18 protein-coding genes and 4 pseudogenes are annotated in these 18,643 nt (G+C 66.2%); 19 read left to right on the top strand and 3 right to left on the bottom strand.

Annotated elements, in window-relative coordinates:
* Window positions 1-1,375: 1,375 nt before the first annotated feature.
* The gene (locus G6N07_RS14565; RefSeq protein WP_085192235.1) at window positions 1,376-2,050 is read right to left on the bottom strand and encodes a response regulator transcription factor; all 675 of its coding nucleotides are present in this window, start codon (window positions 2,048-2,050) and stop codon (window positions 1,376-1,378) included.
* A gap of 62 nt (window positions 2,051-2,112) precedes the next feature.
* On the opposite strand from G6N07_RS14565, the gene G6N07_RS14560 reads away from it, so the two are divergent.
* From G6N07_RS14560 to G6N07_RS14500, 13 genes and pseudogenes are all read left to right on the top strand, one after another.
* Window positions 2,113-3,369, top strand: a complete 1,257-nt coding sequence (locus G6N07_RS14560) for a sensor histidine kinase (protein ID WP_085192234.1) — start codon at window positions 2,113-2,115, stop codon at window positions 3,367-3,369.
* A gap of 72 nt (window positions 3,370-3,441) precedes the next feature.
* Window positions 3,442-3,745 (top strand): annotated as a pseudogene (locus G6N07_RS14555) (IS1380 family transposase); the annotation flags it as partial.
* A 295-nt stretch (window positions 3,746-4,040) separates the two neighbouring features.
* Window positions 4,041-5,306 (top strand): cytochrome P450, encoded by a 1,266-nt coding sequence (locus G6N07_RS14550; protein ID WP_085192233.1) that lies wholly within the window; start codon window positions 4,041-4,043, stop codon window positions 5,304-5,306.
* A 28-nt stretch (window positions 5,307-5,334) separates the two neighbouring features.
* The gene (locus tag G6N07_RS14545) at window positions 5,335-5,472 is read left to right on the top strand and encodes a hypothetical protein (protein WP_163784214.1); all 138 of its coding nucleotides are present in this window, start codon (window positions 5,335-5,337) and stop codon (window positions 5,470-5,472) included.
* Window positions 5,469-5,744, top strand: coding sequence for an oxidoreductase C-terminal domain-containing protein (locus G6N07_RS21050; RefSeq protein WP_163784212.1), 276 nt, complete (start codon window positions 5,469-5,471; stop codon window positions 5,742-5,744). The genes G6N07_RS14545 and G6N07_RS21050 overlap by 4 nt, the downstream gene beginning before the upstream one ends.
* A complete protein-coding gene (locus G6N07_RS14535; RefSeq protein WP_085192232.1) occupies window positions 5,741-6,061 on the top strand; it encodes a 2Fe-2S iron-sulfur cluster-binding protein in 321 nt (106 codons plus the stop codon). The genes G6N07_RS21050 and G6N07_RS14535 overlap by 4 nt, the downstream gene beginning before the upstream one ends.
* Before the next feature lie 139 nt (window positions 6,062-6,200).
* Window positions 6,201-6,959: pseudogene (locus G6N07_RS14530) on the top strand (zinc-binding dehydrogenase); the annotation flags it as partial.
* 451 nt (window positions 6,960-7,410) lie between these two features.
* The gene (locus tag G6N07_RS14525; protein WP_235849944.1) at window positions 7,411-8,574 is read left to right on the top strand and encodes a ferritin-like domain-containing protein; all 1,164 of its coding nucleotides are present in this window, start codon (window positions 7,411-7,413) and stop codon (window positions 8,572-8,574) included.
* Window positions 8,571-9,014 (top strand): hypothetical protein, encoded by a 444-nt coding sequence (locus tag G6N07_RS14520; protein WP_133055582.1) that lies wholly within the window; start codon window positions 8,571-8,573, stop codon window positions 9,012-9,014. Before G6N07_RS14525 ends, G6N07_RS14520 begins: the two co-directional genes overlap by 4 nt.
* A 28-nt stretch (window positions 9,015-9,042) precedes the next feature.
* Window positions 9,043-9,330: an NADH-quinone oxidoreductase subunit I gene (locus G6N07_RS14515; protein WP_085192746.1), complete on the top strand. Its 288-nt coding sequence runs from the start codon at window positions 9,043-9,045 to the stop codon at window positions 9,328-9,330.
* Between the two features lie 37 nt (window positions 9,331-9,367).
* A complete protein-coding gene (locus tag G6N07_RS14510) occupies window positions 9,368-9,775 on the top strand; it encodes an SCP2 sterol-binding domain-containing protein (protein WP_085192747.1) in 408 nt (135 codons plus the stop codon).
* A 38-nt stretch (window positions 9,776-9,813) separates the two neighbouring features.
* A pseudogene (locus tag G6N07_RS14505) lies at window positions 9,814-10,010 on the top strand (alcohol dehydrogenase); the annotation flags it as partial.
* A 335-nt stretch (window positions 10,011-10,345) separates the two neighbouring features.
* A complete protein-coding gene (locus G6N07_RS14500; protein WP_085192748.1) occupies window positions 10,346-11,665 on the top strand; it encodes a H(+)/Cl(-) exchange transporter ClcA in 1,320 nt (439 codons plus the stop codon).
* 333 nt (window positions 11,666-11,998) lie between these two features.
* Here G6N07_RS14500 and G6N07_RS20450 read toward each other — a convergent pair.
* Window positions 11,999-12,115: pseudogene (locus G6N07_RS20450) on the bottom strand (ectoine hydroxylase); the annotation flags it as partial.
* A gap of 38 nt (window positions 12,116-12,153) precedes the next feature.
* On the opposite strand from G6N07_RS20450, the gene G6N07_RS14490 reads away from it, so the two are divergent.
* From G6N07_RS14490 to G6N07_RS14465, 6 genes are all read left to right on the top strand, one after another.
* The gene (locus G6N07_RS14490) at window positions 12,154-12,507 is read left to right on the top strand and encodes an ArsR/SmtB family transcription factor (protein ID WP_085192750.1); all 354 of its coding nucleotides are present in this window, start codon (window positions 12,154-12,156) and stop codon (window positions 12,505-12,507) included.
* Complete coding sequence (locus G6N07_RS14485) at window positions 12,507-13,136, top strand: cation efflux transmembrane domain-containing protein (RefSeq protein ID WP_085192766.1); 630 nt, start codon at window positions 12,507-12,509, stop codon at window positions 13,134-13,136. Before G6N07_RS14490 ends, G6N07_RS14485 begins: the two co-directional genes overlap by 1 nt.
* Before the next feature lie 174 nt (window positions 13,137-13,310).
* Window positions 13,311-14,666, top strand: coding sequence for a hypothetical protein (locus tag G6N07_RS14480; RefSeq protein WP_235849945.1), 1,356 nt, complete (start codon window positions 13,311-13,313; stop codon window positions 14,664-14,666).
* A 91-nt stretch (window positions 14,667-14,757) separates the two neighbouring features.
* Complete coding sequence (locus tag G6N07_RS14475; protein WP_085192752.1) at window positions 14,758-15,825, top strand: esterase family protein; 1,068 nt, start codon at window positions 14,758-14,760, stop codon at window positions 15,823-15,825.
* A gap of 14 nt (window positions 15,826-15,839) precedes the next feature.
* Window positions 15,840-16,649, top strand: a complete 810-nt coding sequence (locus G6N07_RS14470) for a peptidoglycan recognition protein family protein (RefSeq protein WP_170301069.1) — start codon at window positions 15,840-15,842, stop codon at window positions 16,647-16,649.
* 449 nt (window positions 16,650-17,098) lie between these two features.
* A complete protein-coding gene (locus tag G6N07_RS14465) occupies window positions 17,099-18,166 on the top strand; it encodes an MmpL3/TtfA transport complex stabilizer (protein ID WP_085192768.1) in 1,068 nt (355 codons plus the stop codon).
* A 35-nt stretch (window positions 18,167-18,201) separates the two neighbouring features.
* Here the strand turns inward: G6N07_RS14465 and G6N07_RS14460 are convergent, their stop codons facing one another.
* Window positions 18,202-18,507, bottom strand: a complete 306-nt coding sequence (locus G6N07_RS14460) for a hypothetical protein (protein ID WP_085192753.1) — start codon at window positions 18,505-18,507, stop codon at window positions 18,202-18,204.
* Window positions 18,508-18,643 lie beyond the last annotated feature (136 nt).

The raw sequence follows: 18,643 nt of genomic DNA, 5'->3' as shown, positions 1-18,643 counted from the left end.
GCGTTCGCGCCACTTGCAAGCGCCGCGCCGACGGCGCCCTTACCGCAGCAGCCGGCATCGTCATGTGATTCGAACTACTCGGGTGTCTGCGTTCCGATCGACAGCGATGTCGACTGTGCTGGTGGTAGCGGAAACGGACCGTCATATGTCTCGGGTCCTGTGACGGTGGTCGCAACTGACGTCTACGGGCTTGATCGAGACGGCAACGGGACCGGTTGCGAATAGACGGACCGCAACCGCGACACCGCCTTAGCTCCGATTTTCGCGCGACGCGCAAACATGGAGGTTGGCGTGGGGGCGACCATCGTGGCGTCCTCTTGATGGACCATCACGCGGCCTTCCAGCAACTGCAATCGGCCTGGGAAGTCCGACCCCGTCACCGGCGCCACGCCGGCGGCGGGATAGCGGCGGAGGCCCAACGGCCGCAGGGGGACACCCGGCCGCCCAAGCGACGCACCAAAGATATCGACATAGCCGGCAGGACGTACAGCCGCCCGGTCGATCGTGAGCTGCTCATCGCGTCTGTAGCCGCTGGCGCGTCGTGGGAACACGTTCGGCATGCTCGCCGGCGACGTTCGTCAGCAAGGGTAAGGACCGGCCGACTCGGAAACCTCAGCCGTCTCACCCGCAGTTTCGGACTTGTCGCCAACCGTGGACCACCGTCCCTGAGGTGAGAGGCCGCAGCTCGTTGTCAGTGATTCGGTCATTCGGGTGTCAATGCACAGCTCAGACTCAGCTACCTGCGGGCGGTGCGGATCCTGATGCTTCTCGGTGCTGCGGCCATTGAGGTGGCGTCGGGGCTCATTCGTGTGGCGCAACGGCAAACGGACAACTTCCAGCATTGGCCGCCGTGGCGGGCACCTGGTCGTCGAGACTGCCCGCGCGTGCTCGACTGCACCGGCCGCCGGTACCACCGAAGCCGCCCTCGACATCATGGGAAAACCGCACGCTCTCTTGGAGACTCTCTCCGACACAGCGGATTCCGACGATCAGCGCGAAAGGCGATGACGGAGACTTATGCGCTGCTGACCGCCGGGCAGTTGGGGTTCGGCAGTCGATGGGTCGTCGGGTCGGGTCGTGTTTCGACAATGCTGCTGCTACGGAGGCGTCTTATCCTCGCTGGAATGCGAAGTGCTGTCGGGCAATAGCTTTCGTTATCACATTCGCGCAGGCTGGGTTATCGACTGGCACTACACCTTCTACCAACCACCAACGCCGACTACAACCGCCAATGCCGGCACAGTGCCGCCGACGGGCTATTGCCCGTCAACTACGAGATCAGGGAATCCAGGACCAAGCCGGAAGCGGCATAGGAAACCCTTCACAATTTCGGGGGAACCATCGACCGACGCGGCACACCGGCGGACCGGAACGCTCATTGGGACCAGTCGGCGTCGGTGAGGTCGTCGAGCAACCGGAGCCGTCCGGCCATTGCTGCGGCGGCGATGCGGTTGGTGACGCCGAGTTTGTGCAGCAACGCGGCGACCATCCGTTTGGCGGTGCGTTCGGAGACCACCATCCGCCGCGCGATATCGCTGGTCTCCATGCCCGTGGCAACCAACCTCCACAATTGGAGTTCCTGCGTACTGAGATTTTCCCGCAACGCGGGCCGCGGTTCGTGAGATTTGGCCAGCAGCTCGTCAAGAAGCGCGCCGTCGATGACCCGCCACCCTTCGGCGATGGTCCATAGCGGGCCGGCCAGTGCTTCGGGCCGCGCCGTCTTGGGAAGGAATCCGTCGGCGCCGGCGCGCAGCGCGTCCTCGGCCAACTCGAGGTTGCCGGTTCCCGACAGCGTCAATATCCGGGTTTTGGGATGACGAGCCTTGATCTGCCGGATGGCGGCCAACCCGCCGAGTGGCGGCATGGACAAGTCGACGATCGTGACGTCGGCCGCGCAGCGTGCCACCAGCTCGGCAGCCTCCTCGACGTAGGCGGTGTGCCCTCCGACGGTGAACAGCTCGCCCCAGTGCCGGTTGAGCAGCAAAGCCAGCCCTTGCGAGAAGAGCTCGTGGTCGTCGACGATCGCAACAACGTACGGCTTGGTGCTCATTGCCGAGACGCTACTCCGGCCCTAATGTCGGGCCGGTGAGATCGGTCCATCAGCACCGTTGGATGGCAACGGGATACGGCGGCGGGCTGGCTCGCACCGTCGTCGGCGTGCGGGTCGCTGTGGTGATCTCCCTCGGGATGCTGTTGCCCGCCGCCCCGCCAGGGGTCCGCGTGTATCTCGCGGTGCTGGTGGCGACGACGATGGTCTACGCGGTGATCCTGTTCGTGCATCCGCAGCTGGAGCTACGCCGCACGGGTTACCGTTGGCTGGTCACCGGCTTCGACTCGATGTTCGCGCTGGTGTTCGTTGCTCTGACTGGCGGGGTACACAGCCCGGCGGTGTCGGTGCTGATGCTGGTCGTCATCGCCTCCGCGGCTCGGCTGTCGTTTTCTGAGACGCTGGGCTTGGCAATGGTACTGGCCGCCGGGTACATCGCCGTCGCGCTACTGGCCTCCAGTGCCGCGAATGTCGCACTAACGCCGGTGCCCGAGAGCACTTGGTGGGCGCTGTACCTTGTGTTCACGGCGATCATCACGGCGGGGTTGTCTTCCCTAGCCGAACGCGAACACCGATCCGGTGTTCGGGCGTTGGTCGAGGCCGAAGCCGAACACGCCGCCGCCGAAGAGGAACGTGACCTGCGAAACCGATTGTTACAGTCCTATCAGTCCCAGCAGGACGGACTACAGGTGCTCGTGCACGAACTCCGCACCCCGATCGCCTCCTTGGAGGCGTTGACGGACGCGCTCACATCGGCCACACCGATGACGGAGTCCGACCGTTCCGCCAGCATGCGGCTGGCCGGCCGCCACGTTGAGCACCTCGCCGACATGCTTGAAGCCTTGTCCGACGTCGCGTTGAGCCGGCACCCCACCTTCTCGGCGGGCCGAGTCCGCCGCGTCGACATCGTCGGCCTGATCACCGCTGCCGCCGACGCCGTAGGCCGGGCTCCATCGCAGCTGCGGTTGACGGTCAGCGGCGACGTCGGGGCGGTAGCGGTCAACGCTCAGGGGCTGCGGCGCGTGCTGACCAACCTGCTGGAGAATGCCTCCCGGCACAGCCGCGATGCTCCCGTCGAGGTGACGTGCGCGCGCACCGGCAAGGACATCGTCATCGAGATCGCCGACCACGGTCCCGGCATCCCCGCTCAAGGTCTCGGCGGGTTGACGGCCAAGTACGTCAGCGTCGGCGACCGCCGCGGGACCGCAGGGCTGGGCCTCTGGATCGTGCAGCAAATTCTTGAAGCGATTGGTGGACGGGTCGATTTCAGCGCGCGCGACGGCGGCGGGCTCATAGCGACCGTTCGGGTTCCGATCGAGTAAGCAGGTCGGGCGCTGAAGGGACCGGAAGGCCACTGATTGCCATGCGCGCCTCGCATGCCATGCCGCGATCTAGATCGCAGCGGGACCGCCGCATTAGCGGACACGTACGGGTCCATGGGTCTACGCACCGGTCGCGTGTCTGGCGGCGGCGGTAGCCGACGGCGCTGACTGTATTGACGGGAGTCGGGCAGCTCTGCGGGACCGTGAGGATGTATTCGGTGCGGCGGCCTCGACGACCACGATGTGGCGGCTGGTCGACCACCGCGGCGATGCCAAGCACCTGCCGGGAGTTAGCGCTGCCCGCGCTCTGCATCCCGCGAAGGCAAAGCCACTGGGCTGGCCAACCTGCCCTGTCACAGCTTCTGGCGCTGCGCCACAACGGATCACCAACGCGCGGGGCACCGCATCCGCTGTCTTCCCTGACCCGCCAACCAACCCCTACCGGCACAGCACGGAGATGCGGTTGGCCCACGTGGGCCAGAGTTGGCACGAATGCCCGGTGCGGTGATGCTGGTCACTTGGGCAGGTTAGACGTAGCGCAGGACACAACCGTGGGCAACACGACGACGAAACTGTTGTGCCTCACGTACCCAAACGGCTGGAACGCCGGTGAGACCCACCCTGCGTTCGTCGCCTCTACGCGACCGGGTCATCGATCTTGAGGAGCAACAGTGAACAAGACTTCTGCGGCAATTAGCGGGCTCGATTCGGGAGGTGCTTATGCGGTCGCTCTAGACGACATCGACGTCAGCGATCCGGAACTGTACCGAAATTGCACGTGGCAGCCGTACTTCAAGCGGTTACGGGAGGAGGACCCGGTCCACTTCTGCAGGAACAGCATGTTTGGCCCATATTGGTCGATTACGAAGTTCGCCGACATCATGCAGGTGGATACCTCACCCGAACTCTTTTCCTCGGAGGCGAAATTCGGCGGCATTACGATCATGGACGACAACAAGGCCGCGAGCCTGCCGATGTTCATCGCGATGGACCCCCCCAAACACGATGCGCAGCGTCTGGCGGTCAGTCCGATCGTCGCACCGGAGAACCTCGCCAAGATGGAGTCGGTCATCCGTGAGCGCACTGCGAGTTTGCTTGACAGTTTGCCTCTCAATGAGACATTCGACTGGGTCGAAAACGTGTCGATCAACTTGACCACACAAATGTTGGCGACCTTGTTCGACTTTCCCTGGGAGGAACGCGCCAAGTTGACACGTTGGTCCGATGTGACGACGGCCATTCCCGGTGCCGGCTTGATCGAGTCCGAGGAACAGCGGATGGGCGAGTTGCTTGAGTGCGCCGCTTACATGACAGGGCTGTGGAATGACCGCGTTAACGCCGAACCGCGTAACGACCTCATCTCGATGATGGCGCATTCCCCGGCAACCCGAAACCAAACGCCGGAAGAGTTCTTGGGCAACATCCTGTTGTTGATCGTCGGCGGTAACGACACGACCCGCAATTCGATGACGGGCGGCATCGTCGCTCTCAACGAGTTCCCCGATGAGTATCGCAAACTGTGCGGCAATCCTGCCCTGGTCAGTTCCATGGTCCCCGAGGTCATCCGTTGGCAGACACCGCTGTCGCACATGCGCCGCACCGCTCTGACCGACACCGAGATCGGCGGGAAGTCGATCCGCAAGGGCGACAAGGTCGTGATGTGGTACGTGTCGGGTAACCGCGATCCGGAGGCCATCGAGAATCCGGATGCATTCATCATCGATCGTGCCCGGCCCCGCCATCACCTCTCATTCGGGTTCGGGATTCACCGCTGTGTCGGCAACCGCCTGGCCGAGTTGCAGTTGCGAATCGTGTGGGAGGAGCTTCTCAAGCGTTGGCCCAAACCGATGCAGATCGAGATGGTTGGAGCCCCCATCCGGGTGACGTCGCCGTTCATCAACGGCTACGAGTCCCTGCCCGTTCGCATCAACGTTTGATACGGCGAGTTCGAGGAGATGACGCCAAATGAACCAAGCCGTCCTCGTCGTCAGCGGCCGTCACGCCGGCGGGCAGGCGGTGGCCAGCCTGCGACTAAACGAATTCGACGGACGAACCGTTCTCGTCGGGGCGGAGCCGGTGTCGCCTTATCACCGGCCCCCGTGATCGAAGGCATTTCTGGCCCGCCGCCTACCGGTGAAGGGGCTGTTGGGGTCGGTACCACCGAGACCGCCTGCCCGCCTGCGGCCACCGGCCTGAGCCGCGGTTCTGACCGGGTAGCGATTCGTGGCGAGCCGGACACCACGTCGTTCGCAGCGTTTTACTGGCGCGACGGTCGGATACCCGCCGCGGTATCACTCGACTGGGTGCTGCCCTTGTCCGCTATCCAACCCAAATCGGCGACCTTAGTTGCCCTTACTGCAAAAGGATTGAAATGACCAAGATCACCTACGTAGACCACAACGGAGAATCCAGAACCGTCGACGGGATCGCCGGCGAGTCTCTGATGGAGGCCGCGGTGTCGAACCTGGTGCCAGGCATCGACGGTGACTGCGGCGGTGCATGTGCCTGCGCCACCTGCCACGTGCACGTCGAAGCCGACTGGCTCGACAAACTACCGCCGATAGAGCCCACCGAAAAGTCCATGCTGGAATTCTGCGAAGGCGCCGACGGGACGTCTCGGCTGGGCTGCCAGATCAAGATCGGCCCGGCTCTCGACGGCATCGTAGTCAGCACTCCAATCGCCCAGCACTGACTGGCTGGACCTGGCGTCGGCGCGGTCGCGAGGCGCAGTCGATGGCATCGAATGCCGCTGTCAAGCAGTTGGGACGGTGTTCGGTTGATCTCACAGGCCAAGAACCCCCAGATCGACGGCACCTACCGCTTCCATGGCCGTCGACGGCACCTACCGCTTCCATGCCCGCGGTGAGGACATCGGCCAGATGTGCTTGCTGGGCACGTTCTCGGAATACACCGTGGTACCGAAGGCGTCCGTGGTCAGAGTCGACCACGGGACACCGTTGGACAAGGCGGCTTTGATCGGTTGCGGTGTCACGACCGGTTACGGCTCGGCGGTGCACACCGGCGAAGTGCGGGCCGGGGACACGGTGGTCGTGATCGGCGCCGGCGGCATCGGGATGAATGCGATTCAAGGCGCCCGCATCGCCGGCGCGTTGGCCATCGCGGCCGTCGACCCGGTGGAGTTCAAACGCGAACAAGCCGGCGGTTTCGGCGCGACGCATGCCGTTGCCACCGTCGATGAGGCCTGGGCACTGATCAGCGACATCACCCGCGGCAAACTCGCCGACGTCTGCATCCTGACCACCGGCGTCGCCGAAGCGGCCTACACCGCCGAGGCGCTGTCGCTGGTCGGTAAACGCGGCCGTGTGGTCATCACCGCGATCGGACACCCCGAAGACACCTCAATGTCGGGCTCACTGCTGGAATTGACGCTGTATGAAAAGCAGATCCGCGGTGCCCTCTACGGCTCGTCCAACGCCGTACACGACATCCCGCGGCTCGTCGAACTCTACAACTCCGGACATCTCAAACTCGACGAGTTGGTCACCCGTGAATACACCCTCGATCAGATCAACGACGGCTACGCAGACATGCGATCAGGCCGCAACATCCGAGGACTCATCCGATTCTGATCCTCGAGCGCCAGGTCGGCATGTAAGTAGTTGCTAGTCGCGGTTGGGCTGTCGTGACCGAGCCAACGGCGATCACCGCGACGTCGATGCCGGCGCGCAGGAGGGTCATGGTCGCGGAGTGTCGCAAGGTGTGCGGAGTGACAGTGGCCACCGTCCCGCCAAGCAAAGCGCATTGACGGCGTTGTGGGCACGCCGAGGCCGGCCGGGCAAGACAGCCGAGCAGCTCGAGTCGGAGGAGGCTCGGCCCGACACCCACGCCCCGTGCAGCTCCCCTTGCGGTGGCCCCTCAGGGCCAGAGTTGGCCCATGCAGGCCTTCCGCATCATGTGACCAGCGTCATACCCTCACACTGTGACTAGCGTCATAGATCTCATCCATCACGGATTACCTCACGGATTGCACGACGCATATGCGGAAAGGACTCCCACACCATGACCGAGATACTCTCTCGAATGCAGGCACTACCGAGCGAAACTCCGCTCGAAGACGAGGCCTTGGCCGCGTATGAGAAGAAGTTCCGCGAGGACAACACGATCTGGGCCGAGCTGTTGCAGGAAAACCTCGACCGCCTGGGACGCGGCTCGTTCTCGCTGCACTGGATGGACACCGAGAAGGCGAATTGGGGGGTACGGGCGCGGCCGAGTTCGCGGGGATTGACCTACACCGACATCAACCGCCCCCCGGCCTACGGCACGCTGCCCGAACACAACGCGTCACGTAACTTCGCGCCGCGCGGCTCGGTCCGCGACCCTTACGCCGAGCAGATGCCGACCATCGACGCCTACGACATCCTGGACAAGAAGGAAGCGTGGGCGGACAACGTGATGACGCTGTACGAAGAGGCCAAGGCGAGGCAGTGGAACTCCACCAGCGACATCCCTTGGAGCGAGCTGGAGCCGGTCAGCGAGGACCTGGAGAAGGCCGCGTGTCAGCTGGCCACCTCGCTGACCGAGGTCGAGTTCGTCGCCGGTGACTTCCCGTCGCGCTGGGTGTACCGCACCTCACCGGATTTCTACGAGATCAAGAATTTCCTCGTGACGCAGATGATGGACGAGGCCCGCCACATGGAGGTGTTCCGCAAGCGGGCGCTGGCCGGCGGTGGCGGCTTGTTGCACGCCAACCCGGCTCTGGAGTGGGCGCTGAAGGCGATCCTCGAATCGCCGAGCCACACCCAGGGCACGTTCCTTCTCAATGTCTTGGGTGAAGGGCTTGTTCTCACCATCTTCCGGGCCGGTGAATTCCTGGCCAAGACGCATGTGGACAAGGAGATCTTCCGGCGTTGCATGCAAGACGAGGCCCGGCACGTCTCGTACGGCACGCTGGAGTTGAAGAACTTCCTCGACAGCTCCACCAACCGCGACAAGGCGCTGTCGGATATGCACCGCTTCGCCGACCTGGGCGAGCAGATCATCCTCACCGCGCTGAGCAGCCCCGCACTGCTCGAGCCGCTAGCGGTTCTCATGGGCGGTGGAGTCGACAAGATCGACGACGGCATGGAGGGCGTGTCCTTCCTGTGGGGAACCATCGTCGAGGAGTATCTGCAACGCTGCGATCGCGCGGGTTTCGACCGCCGCGAGAAGGTGACGATCCCGTTGGAGATGCCGTGGACGGCGTGAGCACGACCACCGATCTTCCCACCGTCGACTGGCTGACCCGGCTCGCGGAGGCCAGCCAGGAAGACCTCGCCGAGTTCCGTAAACTCGGCGAGGTCGACTGCCGGTTCGCCGTCAACATCTACGACGGCGGCCCCGACGGCTCCGCGCTGATCGTCCAACTGCGTTTCGACGGCTTCGACGTCGACGAGATCAAGCAGATCACCGACACCGACCTGGAGTCGATGGACTTTGTCATCGAGACCGACCGGGACTCGTGGCTGGAGATGGTGGACAACATCCGCGCCGGCAACGGGCAGCCGGACCTCGGTCACACCCTCAACTCGCTGAGCATGGCGGCGACACCGATACGGGTCTGGTCGTCCGATCCGCTGGGCAGGGACATGTTCTTCCGCTACAACCAGAGTCTGCAGCAATTCTTCAACAACTGCCATCGGCTGTGAACCGCCCCATCAGCGAAGAGGAACACACATGAGCGGGGTTCGGCGCGGCCACTTCTACATCGATGACACGTGCATCGGGTGCGGAGCGTGTGAACATGCGTGCCCGGGCCGGGTCGACGCAATATCCAAGAACACCCAGGATTTCCTCGGCCGATTCGTCATCGACCTCGAACAGTGCATCGACTGCGGGAAATGCGTGCCGCTGTGCCCGGTCGACTGCATTCACGACGGCCGAGTGGAACCCGAGTTCGTGCCGGACAACGGCTACACGAAGATCGCCAAGCTGCACGACTGGGCGGCCCGCAAAGACAGCTGAACACATCAAGGGTTTCAGGAACTGAGGAGCTTTATCCATGGGCGTTTTCAAAGACGGCGACGAGGCGGCGAGCTACATCGCCGGGATCTTCGAGGAGGCGGTGGCGGACGAATCGATCGCCGACCAACTCGCGGCATCCGGTGTCGTGCTGCAACTCAATTGCACCGACCCCGACATCCAGGTCACGGTCGACATGCCCAACAAGAAGGTGATCACCGGGAGCTGCGACCTCTCGCCCACCGTGGCAATGTCGATGACCTCCGACATGGCCAATCAATTCTGGCAGGGCAAACTGAACCTGGCTGTCGCGCTGGCCAAGGGCCAGGTCCGCGCCAAGGGTCCGGTACCGAAAATCCTCAAGCTCGTGCCCGTCGCCAAGAAGCTCTTTCCCCGCTATGAGGAGTCGTTGCGGGCCGAGGGGCGCACCGACTTACTGGCTGTTTGACCGCGGCGGCACAACGGCGAACCAAAACGGCGGACCAAACGTTTTCGAAGTACACCGTGGTGCCAAGGCGTCGGTGGTGAAACCCGACTGAGGGACCCCACTGGAAAAGGCCGCGCTGATCGGGTGCGGTGTCACGACGGTTGACGGGTCGGCGGTGCCTACCGGGAAGGTGCGCGCCGGAGACACCGTGGTCGTGGCGGGGCGGGCGAGTGGATTCGGCGCGACGCACACCAGCCGCATCCCACAGCTGGTCGAGCTCTACAACGGCGGGCAATTGAAACTGGAGGAGTGCTCGCGGTGAACCCCGGCCGCGTTGCCACGCCAGAACGCCAACCGCCGCCGGATCTCGTCCGCGACCAGATGACCGACCCGCTGACACCAAGCTGCGGCCTCACTGAGGCGCCGGGACGGGTAAACCGCGAGGCCTCTGCCACCAATCCGCGCGTTCACCCGATATGTGCCCGATCTGCGACACTGAACGTCCGTCGGCTGCCGCTGAAGGAGGACGCTGGTCGTGCGCAGTGACTACCAGGGCGACGGCTACCGGGATGCCGACTCACCTTCGGCGTCATGACGGAGCCGGTGGCCGGCAGCGACCGCCGCGCCGAATCCCGGCGCGGGTGGATCTTCATCTGCGCAACCGCCGTCGTGGCGGGTGTGGCGATCGGTTTCATCGGCGGCGCCTTCCGCTGGTGTCTGCAGACCGCGGACCGGTTGCGGATCGACTTCGTCGAATGGGCGCACGAACTGACGGGTCCGGGATGGTTGGCACCCATGGCGGCCGCAGCGCTCGGCGCGACGCTGGCAGCGCTGATCGTGCGCTGGGTGCCCCTGGCCGCCGGCAGCGGTATCCAGCACGTGGAAGCCGTCTACCGGGGCGACGCCCAGGCCCCGCTGCTCGTTCTCCTGCCCGCGAAGTTCATCGGCGGGATCTTGTCCATCGGTTCCGGACTCGTGCTCGGGCGCGAAGGACCGACGGTGCACATGGGCGCGGCGATCGGCGCTGAGGCGGCCCGCCGTGCGCGGCTTCCCGACCCGGACATCCGGATGATGCAGACGGCCGTCGGGGGCGCGGGTCTCGCTGTCGCCTTCAACGCGCCGATCGGCGGCACGCTTTTCGCGCTCGAGGAAGTGACCAAATCGTTCCGGCTACCGGCGGTGTTGGCGACCCTGCTCGCGGCCGCGACCGCCGTCGGCTGTGTCCGCTTCATCCTCGGAAACGACCCCGACTTCTTCGTCACGTCCGTCGACACCCCGGCGCTGGGATGGTTACCCCTTTTCGTGGTGTTCGGGCTGCTGACCGGATTCCTCGGTGCGGTGTACAACCGGTTGGTGCTGTGGTTCCTCGACCATGTCGGCGGGTTACGTCGGGTCTCGGCGATCGCCAAGGCCGCGCTGATCGGGGCCATCGTCGGCCTCGCGATGTTCGTCTACCCGCAGGCCGTCGGGGGAGGCGACACGTTGACGCAGTTGATTCTCGGCGGCCACGAGATCGTGCTCCCCGTGGTGATCGGATACCTGCTGGTGCGCTTCGTCGCCGGGCCGCTGTCGTACTCGGCTGCGGTTCCGGGTGGACTGTTCGCGCCGTTGCTCGCGGTCGGCGCGCTGTGGGGGCTGCTCTTCGTGGGCGTGACGGACCCGCTGTTGCCCGCCGACGTCGCGGCACTCGCGATCCCGATGGCGCTGGTCGGCATGGCGGCATTCTTCGGAGCCACGGTGCGGGCACCTGTGACGGGCATCGTCGTCGTCATCGAGATGACGGCCACCACGGCCGTTGCCATTCCGATGCTGGCCGCCACGGCCGCGGCCGTACTGGTCACCGAGCTGATCGGATCGCCACCCATCTACGACTCCCTGCGGGAGCGCATGCTTCCCGAAGCGGAGCGCTGACGCGCAATGTTCTGCGGCGCCGCCCGGCCCACCCCCGCACAGGGCCCGAGCCCGCCGGCCAACGGCTGGCCGGGTCGACTGTGGGTCACAGCATGGCGGTGAGGAACGAGACGATCGTCAGCACCCCGAGGATGAGCCCGTCGACTCGACCGCTGGGCTTGATCGGCGTCGGAATCGGGGGCCCCTTTGACCGAGGTCTTCATTGTCGGTCTTTATTGTCGTCGGTCTTTATTGTCGCGAAGAGACCCGACCAGGCGATGCGCGAGACACCCGCTGGTGGCGGTCGCATCGCGCATGAGTTCGTCGGGGACCGTCGCGTACCGCAGTGGGAACGGTGATGTCCAAACCCGACCGGTGCATGAGGTTGGAGTCGATCCAGAGCGCGGTACCGGCAGGTCCGGTGACCTGGTCGATCCCGAACCTCTCGGCCGCGGCGGTGAGCGCCTGGCGAGTGGCATTTTCGTTCGTGGACAACGGTACAGATTTAGATGTACTGTCGAGCGGTGCTGACGCTGACCCACACCGACGCCCTCGCGCGTTTCGGCCATGCACTGTCGGACACCACACGCACGCGAATCCTGCTGCGGTTGAACCGAGCACCTGGCTATCCCTCGGAATTGGCCGAACAACTCGGCGTCAGCCGGCAGATTCTGTCGAACCATCTGTCCTGTCTGCGTGGCTGCGGCCTGGTGGTGGCGGCGCCGGAGGGGCGACGTACCCGCTACGAACTGGCAGACCCCCGTATCGGCGCGGCGCTCACCGACCTGCTGGGGCTGGTGCTGGGGGTGGACCCGAACTGCTGTTGCGCCGGAGCCGGCGGCAACGGGTGCGAGTGCTGCTGATGTCTACCGATGAAGCCGTCGTGGCACACCGGCGCGACGTCCTTTCGCGACGTATCCGGTGGTTTGTCGCGGCCACCATCTCCTACAACGTGGTCGAGGCGATCGTCGCGATCACCGAAGGTGCCCGGGTGTCGTCGTCGGCGCTGATCGGGTTCGGGCTGGATTCGGTGATCGAGGTGTCGTCGGCCGCGGCGGTGGCGTGGCAGTTCGCCGGTCGCGATCCCGAAGCCCGGGAGAAGGTCGCGTTACGGGTGATCGCGTTCTCGTTCTTCGGACTGGCGGCGTTCGTGACGGTCGACGCCGTTCGCGCGCTGTCTGGTATCGGTGAGGCACGGCACTCGACGGTCGGGATCGTGCTCGCCGCGGTCAGCCTCGTGGTCATGCCGGTCTTGTCGTGGGCGCAGCGCCGGGCCGGTCGTGAGCTGGGGTCGATATCGGCTGTGGCCGATTCGAAGCAGACGCTCCTGTGCACCTATCTCTCGGCGGTGCTGCTGGCGGGCCTGGTGCTCAACAGCGCCGTCGGGTGGTCATGGGCCGATCCGGCGGCCGCGCTGGTGATCGCCGCCGTGGCGGTCAGAGAAGGCCGGGAAGCCTGGCGCGGGGAGACCTGCCGCGACGGCTGTCGCTGAGCGAACTGACCTCGGCGGGCCGGCGGTGGCGGTGGCGGTGGCGGCGGTACAGCCAGACGCCGAGCACCGCTCCTGCCAAGTCGGCCTGGGGTGCGCTCAACTGGCACAACGTGGTTGGACGGCTGGTCGGGAAAGGCGGGCTGCCACCGAGGGGCCGTGATTAGAGTCGCGGGGGTGGACAACACGCTGGCCTATATCGACCAGGCATCGTTTCTCGGGCTGCGGGCGCTCGGCCGTGGGCCGCTCATCCAGTTCACCTGGGTCTACGACCGCCCGGTCGACGTCGAAGGCCTCCGACGGTTCCACCGCAACCTCGGCCACGGGCTGTTGGGGCGCCGTGTCGAACGCTCGCCGCTGCCGTTCGGCCGGCATCGCTGGGTGGCGTCCACCGGACCCGCCGACCTCGACATCGCCGCCGACGACCGTCCGCGCCAAGACGTGTGGACGTGGGCCGACGAGCGGGCCGCCCTGCCCGTCGACCCCGAGTTCGGACCGCAATGGCACCTGGGGGCACAACCGCTGATCGGCGGCGGTGCGGCGGTCAGCCTGGTGGTGTCGCACACCATCGGTGACGGGTTGGCCATCTGCGAGGCGGTGAGCGACGCGGCGACCGGTGTGCGGCGCGATCTCGGATATCCGCCGCCGTCGTCGCGGACTCGGGGCCAGGCGATGGCCGAAGACGCCCGCCAGACGCTACGTGCGATCCCCGACATGGGGCGCGCCGTGGCCGCGACCGTGCGGGTGGCCCGGTCACAGCGCGACGATCTGGCGTCGTCGATGTCCTCGGCGCGCGCGCAGACGGTCACCCGCGAGACGCACACCGTGGTCGCTCCCTGTGTGGTGACGACGGTCGGTATCGACCAGTGGGATGCGCGGGCGAAAGAGCTGGGCGGAAACAGCAATTCGCTGCTGGCCGGGTTCGCCGCGCGGCTCGGTGACCTGCTGGGCCGTACCGACGACGCCGGTCTGGTGACGCTGTCGTACCCGGTGAGCGAACGCGTGGCAGGCGACACCCGCGGCAACGCTCTCACCGAGGCGAGGATGAAGGCGGACCCGGTTCGGGTCACCACCGATCTCGCCGAGCTGCGTGCCACCATGAAGCGGGAATTCGCCGCGCTGCGGGAGAAGCCCAACGAGTTGCTCCAACCGCTCCCGCTGACGCCGCTCACACCCCGGCTGCTCGTGCGCCGGCTGGAGTCGATGATCGTCGAGCGGGGCACCCCGATCGGATGCTCGAACCTCGGTGATCTGGACGCCGCAGTGAACCGTCCGGATGGCACGGAGGCCACCTTCATGGCGCCGCGCATCGTCGAACCCAAGATCACCACCACGATCCTCGACCGGTCGGGCGGGCTGCTGTTCCTCGGCTCGAGCCGCCTGGGCGGTCTGGTCACCGTGACGGTCGCCGCCTGGCGGCCCGGCGGCCAGAACACGAAAGCCGCGCTGCGCGAGGTGGTCACCGAGGCGCTGGACGACCTCGGCCTCACCGGCACGGTGGAACCCGAACCTAACAGCCTCCGCAAGGTCTGATAACACTCTCGTCAAGGCCGGCGCTTCGCCGGCGGTGCCCCGCCCGGCCGCTGTTAGCGTCGCCGGCGTCCGGAGACGAGATGGAGAAGCGGTGGCGCAGCGATTCAGCGGCTGGAGATGGACACGGACTTTGGGTACGGTGCTGCTCGCCGCGCTGCTGCCGGTGTCGTTGACGATGGCGCCGGGCGCGACCGCGTACTCCCGCGACGGGCTACCCGTCGAGACGCTCGAGGTGCCGTCGGCGGCGATGGGGCGCAACATCGGTGTCCAATTCCAGGGTGGCGGACCGCATTCGGTGTATCTGCTCGATGGTCTGCGCGCGCAGGAAGACGCCAACGGCTGGGACATCAACACTGCGGCATTCGAGTGGTTCTACGAGTCCGGGGTGTCGGTCGTGATGCCGGTCGGCGGGCAGTCGAGCTTCTACGCCGACTGGTATCAGCCCGCCGCCAACAGTGCCGGCGTAGTGACCTACAAGTGGGAGACCTTCCTGACTCAGGAGCTTCCGGGGTGGCTGGCCGCCAACCGGGGCCAGGACCCTCGCGGAAATGCCGTTGTGGGCCTGTCGATGTCGGGTGGCGCTGCGCTGAACCTCGCGACCTGGTATCCCACCCAGTTCGTCTTCGCGAGCTCGCTGTCCGGTTACCTCAATCCGTCGGCCGGCCTGTGGCCGACGCTGATCGGCTTCGCGATGAAGGACGCCGGGGGTTTCAACCCACAGAACATGTGGGGACCGACCAGCGACGTGGCGTGGCGGCGCAACGATCCGATGGTCAACGTCGGCCGGCTGGCGGCCAACGGCACCGCACTGTGGGTCTACTGCGGCGGAGGCGTGGCCGCCGAACTCGACACCGGCAACGACTTCGGCGGCAACTTCAGCGCGGGGTACCTGGAGAACATCACACTGTCGACGAACAAGGAGTTCCAGCAGAAGTACCTCGCTGCCGGTGGCCACAACGCGGTGTTCAACTTCCCCGCGAAGGGCACCCACAGCTGGGGATACTGGGGTGCACAGCTGCAGGCGATGAAACCGGACCTGCTGCGGGTGCTGGGGGTGGGGGTCGCTCCACCGCCCCCTCCGCCCGCCGCCTCGGTCCCGGCACCGCCCGTGCCGCCGGCCATCGCGCCGGCCGGCCCCCCGCCGGCACCCGGTCCGTGACGACCGTCCAACCCGTGCCACACGTAGCCGTGCGGTCCGGCGATCCGGTCTGGCTCGCCGACGCCGCACGCGTTGAGGGCCTCGCGGTGGTCGAGTACGCAGGGTGGTTGCGGCGCGGCCACGGCGATTTTCGCGACATCCGCGGGGTGATGGTGCACCACACGGGATCGGACACCGCGACCGCCGCCTCGATCGCCGAGGGCCGCCCGGACCTTCCCGGGCCGCTGTCGCAGCTGCACATCGCCCGTGATGGCACTGTGACCACCGTCGCCGCCGGCCTCGCCTGGCATGCGGGTGCCGGGCGGTATCGGTGGCTGCCGGCGGACACGGGGAACCGGCACACCATCGGCATCGAATGCGCCAACAGCGGGACCAACGCCACTGCGCCGCACCGCACGAACTGGCCGGACGCGCAGTACCTCACTCTGGTGGGTTGCTGTGCGGCGATCATGCGGTGTCTGGGCTTCAGCGCCGCCCGCACGATCGGCCACCGGGAGTACGCGGGACGGGCCCAGGGCAAGTGGGACCCCGGCGCCATCGACACGGACATCCTGCGCGCCGACGTGCAAGCCCGGATAGGTACGGTGCCCGATTCGATGCGGCTGGAGCTGTCCCGCGGCTCGGTGGGCGAGGCGGTCGCGAAGGTACAGCGGCGGCTAAAACACGCCTACCGCAGTTACGCGGGACACCTCGACGTCGACGGCGTCTACGGCCCGGCGACCGAGGACGCGGTCCGGGAGTTCCAGCGCAGAACGCCGGGTCTGCGGCTCGAAGGCATCGTCGGGCCGGCCACCGCCGCGGCGCTACGGTTCACGACCGGGTAGGTCCTCACCACGTCGCCAGCGAAGGTCCGGTTACCCGTTGCTGTGGCCGCCGTCGCACCCGGTGCGCGGAACGAGCCCTCATCGCCAGGATCGTCCAGGTCAGTTTTGCTGCGTGTCCTGGTGTGATCTACCGCTCATTTTTCGGCGGAAAGGTAAGAACTCGCGTTCGCGGGCATCGTGACGTTTGACCATGGCCGTTTTGCCGACAGCGTTAATACACTGGTCACTCAACTGGCAGAATTCGCCACCAAATCGTCACAAGTGCGTAACGAACACTTTCCTAAGTGAGCTCTGAGATTCCGCGCAAGCCGACCGGACGCCCGACGAAACCGCCGCGATAACACTGGTTGAACCGTCGCTAGACTCGAGCGGAACCGTGCCATCCCGGCGCGATGAACGACTGAGAACAACGGCCGGTGCACGCCATACCGGCGGAGGTGCCGAGAACGATGGCAAATATTTTCACGGGTAAGCAGACGCCCGTCGCCGCTCCGGAGGCGACGGGTCTGACCGCACACGACCCACGGGTCGCGGTGCTCGCCGCCGCGGCGTTGCCGCGGGGACCGGTCGGCGACATCGCCATCGACACCGCGTCCGGGTTCGTGGTGACGACCAACTCCGCGGACCGTTCGATCTCCGTGCTCGATGCCGACACTCTCGCCTGCGCCAAAGTGGTGGCGGTGGGCGGTGACCCGGGCCTCGTCGCCGTGGCGGAGGGCCGCGCCTACGTCACCACGTCCTCGCTGCACGACGACGCGGTCACCGTGGTCGACACGCGGGCGGGCGCCGTCATCGCCCGCTACCCGCTGGCCCTAACAGCGACGGCGATGGCCATAACCCCAGACGGTAAGCGGCTCTACATCGGCCGCACGGGCGACCACGACGTCGACGTCGCCGTACTCGACACCGCGGCGGAGCGCTTCGGCACCATCGGGATCGGCTACCGGCCCGGGGCCACCCTGGATGCCATCCGCGTCGACGCCGCAGGGCGTCGGCTGTACGTGGCGACGACCGGGCTCGCGGGCAGTGCGCTGCTGACCGTCGACACGGAGACCGCGCGGGTGGTCAGGCGGTTGCGGCTCCCGTCGCCGATCCGCGATCTCGCCCTCGGGCGCGACGGTCTGGCGTACGTCCTGCGCTCCGACCGCCGCCACGGTGGCAGCATCGACGTCGTCGACCTGCGCGCCAACGCCGTGATCGACTCGGTCGCGATCGGCGGCGCCCCCACGCAGTTGGTCGTCGATGCCGACGGGGCACGGGCGTACGTCGTTGACTACGACCGGGTCGCCGTGTTCGACGCGATGAGCTGCAAGATCCTCGACGAGATCACCGGCGACGGATCATCTCCCGCCTGCGTGGGCGTGCGCGACGACGGCCGCCGGCTCTATGTCGCCGACTTCGCCGGGGTCATGACCTCTCTGGCCGTGCCGTCGGCCACACCGCGGACACGTTCGCGTCTCGGCGTGGCCGATCCGATCGTCAGGCCCGACCTGCGCGAACTTTCGCCCGCCGTCTAACGGTCAGCGCCACTGGCAGCAGGTCTTCCGACGTCTCAGCCCGCGCAGTTGAGCGTGACCGACACCGACCGCCTGACGACCACCGGATCGAACACGGAGATGTCGTCGTCGAGGCCGAACCGGTCGAACGATGTGACGGTCCGGGGATTGCGGATGTTGGTCACCACGCATTCGCTCAGCGGGGCCGATCCGACCCGGTCGATGTTGACCGTGTAGCCCTCACGCTGCAACCGATTGATGGTCTCCTGTGCCGAATCGTCCGCCGACGCCAAGCCCGCCGGTGCCGCGATCACCCCGCACGCCGCCGCGGTCGCCGTGGCGAGAGCCCACTTGGTACGCATGGCACATCTCCGATCGATCCGTTCATTTCACCCACTACATCAGTCCACCTAGTACATCGCTCGTGGGACGGGAAAGCTTCCCCGACTCGTGGTGGACCTGACCTGATAACGGCCTCGGGGCTCGAACGGTTCGGTC

The organism is Mycolicibacterium doricum (genome assembly GCF_010728155.1).
GTDB classification, from domain to species: Bacteria; Actinomycetota; Actinomycetes; order Mycobacteriales; family Mycobacteriaceae; genus Mycobacterium; species Mycobacterium doricum.
This window is presented reverse-complemented; position numbering and strand designations above follow the sequence as displayed.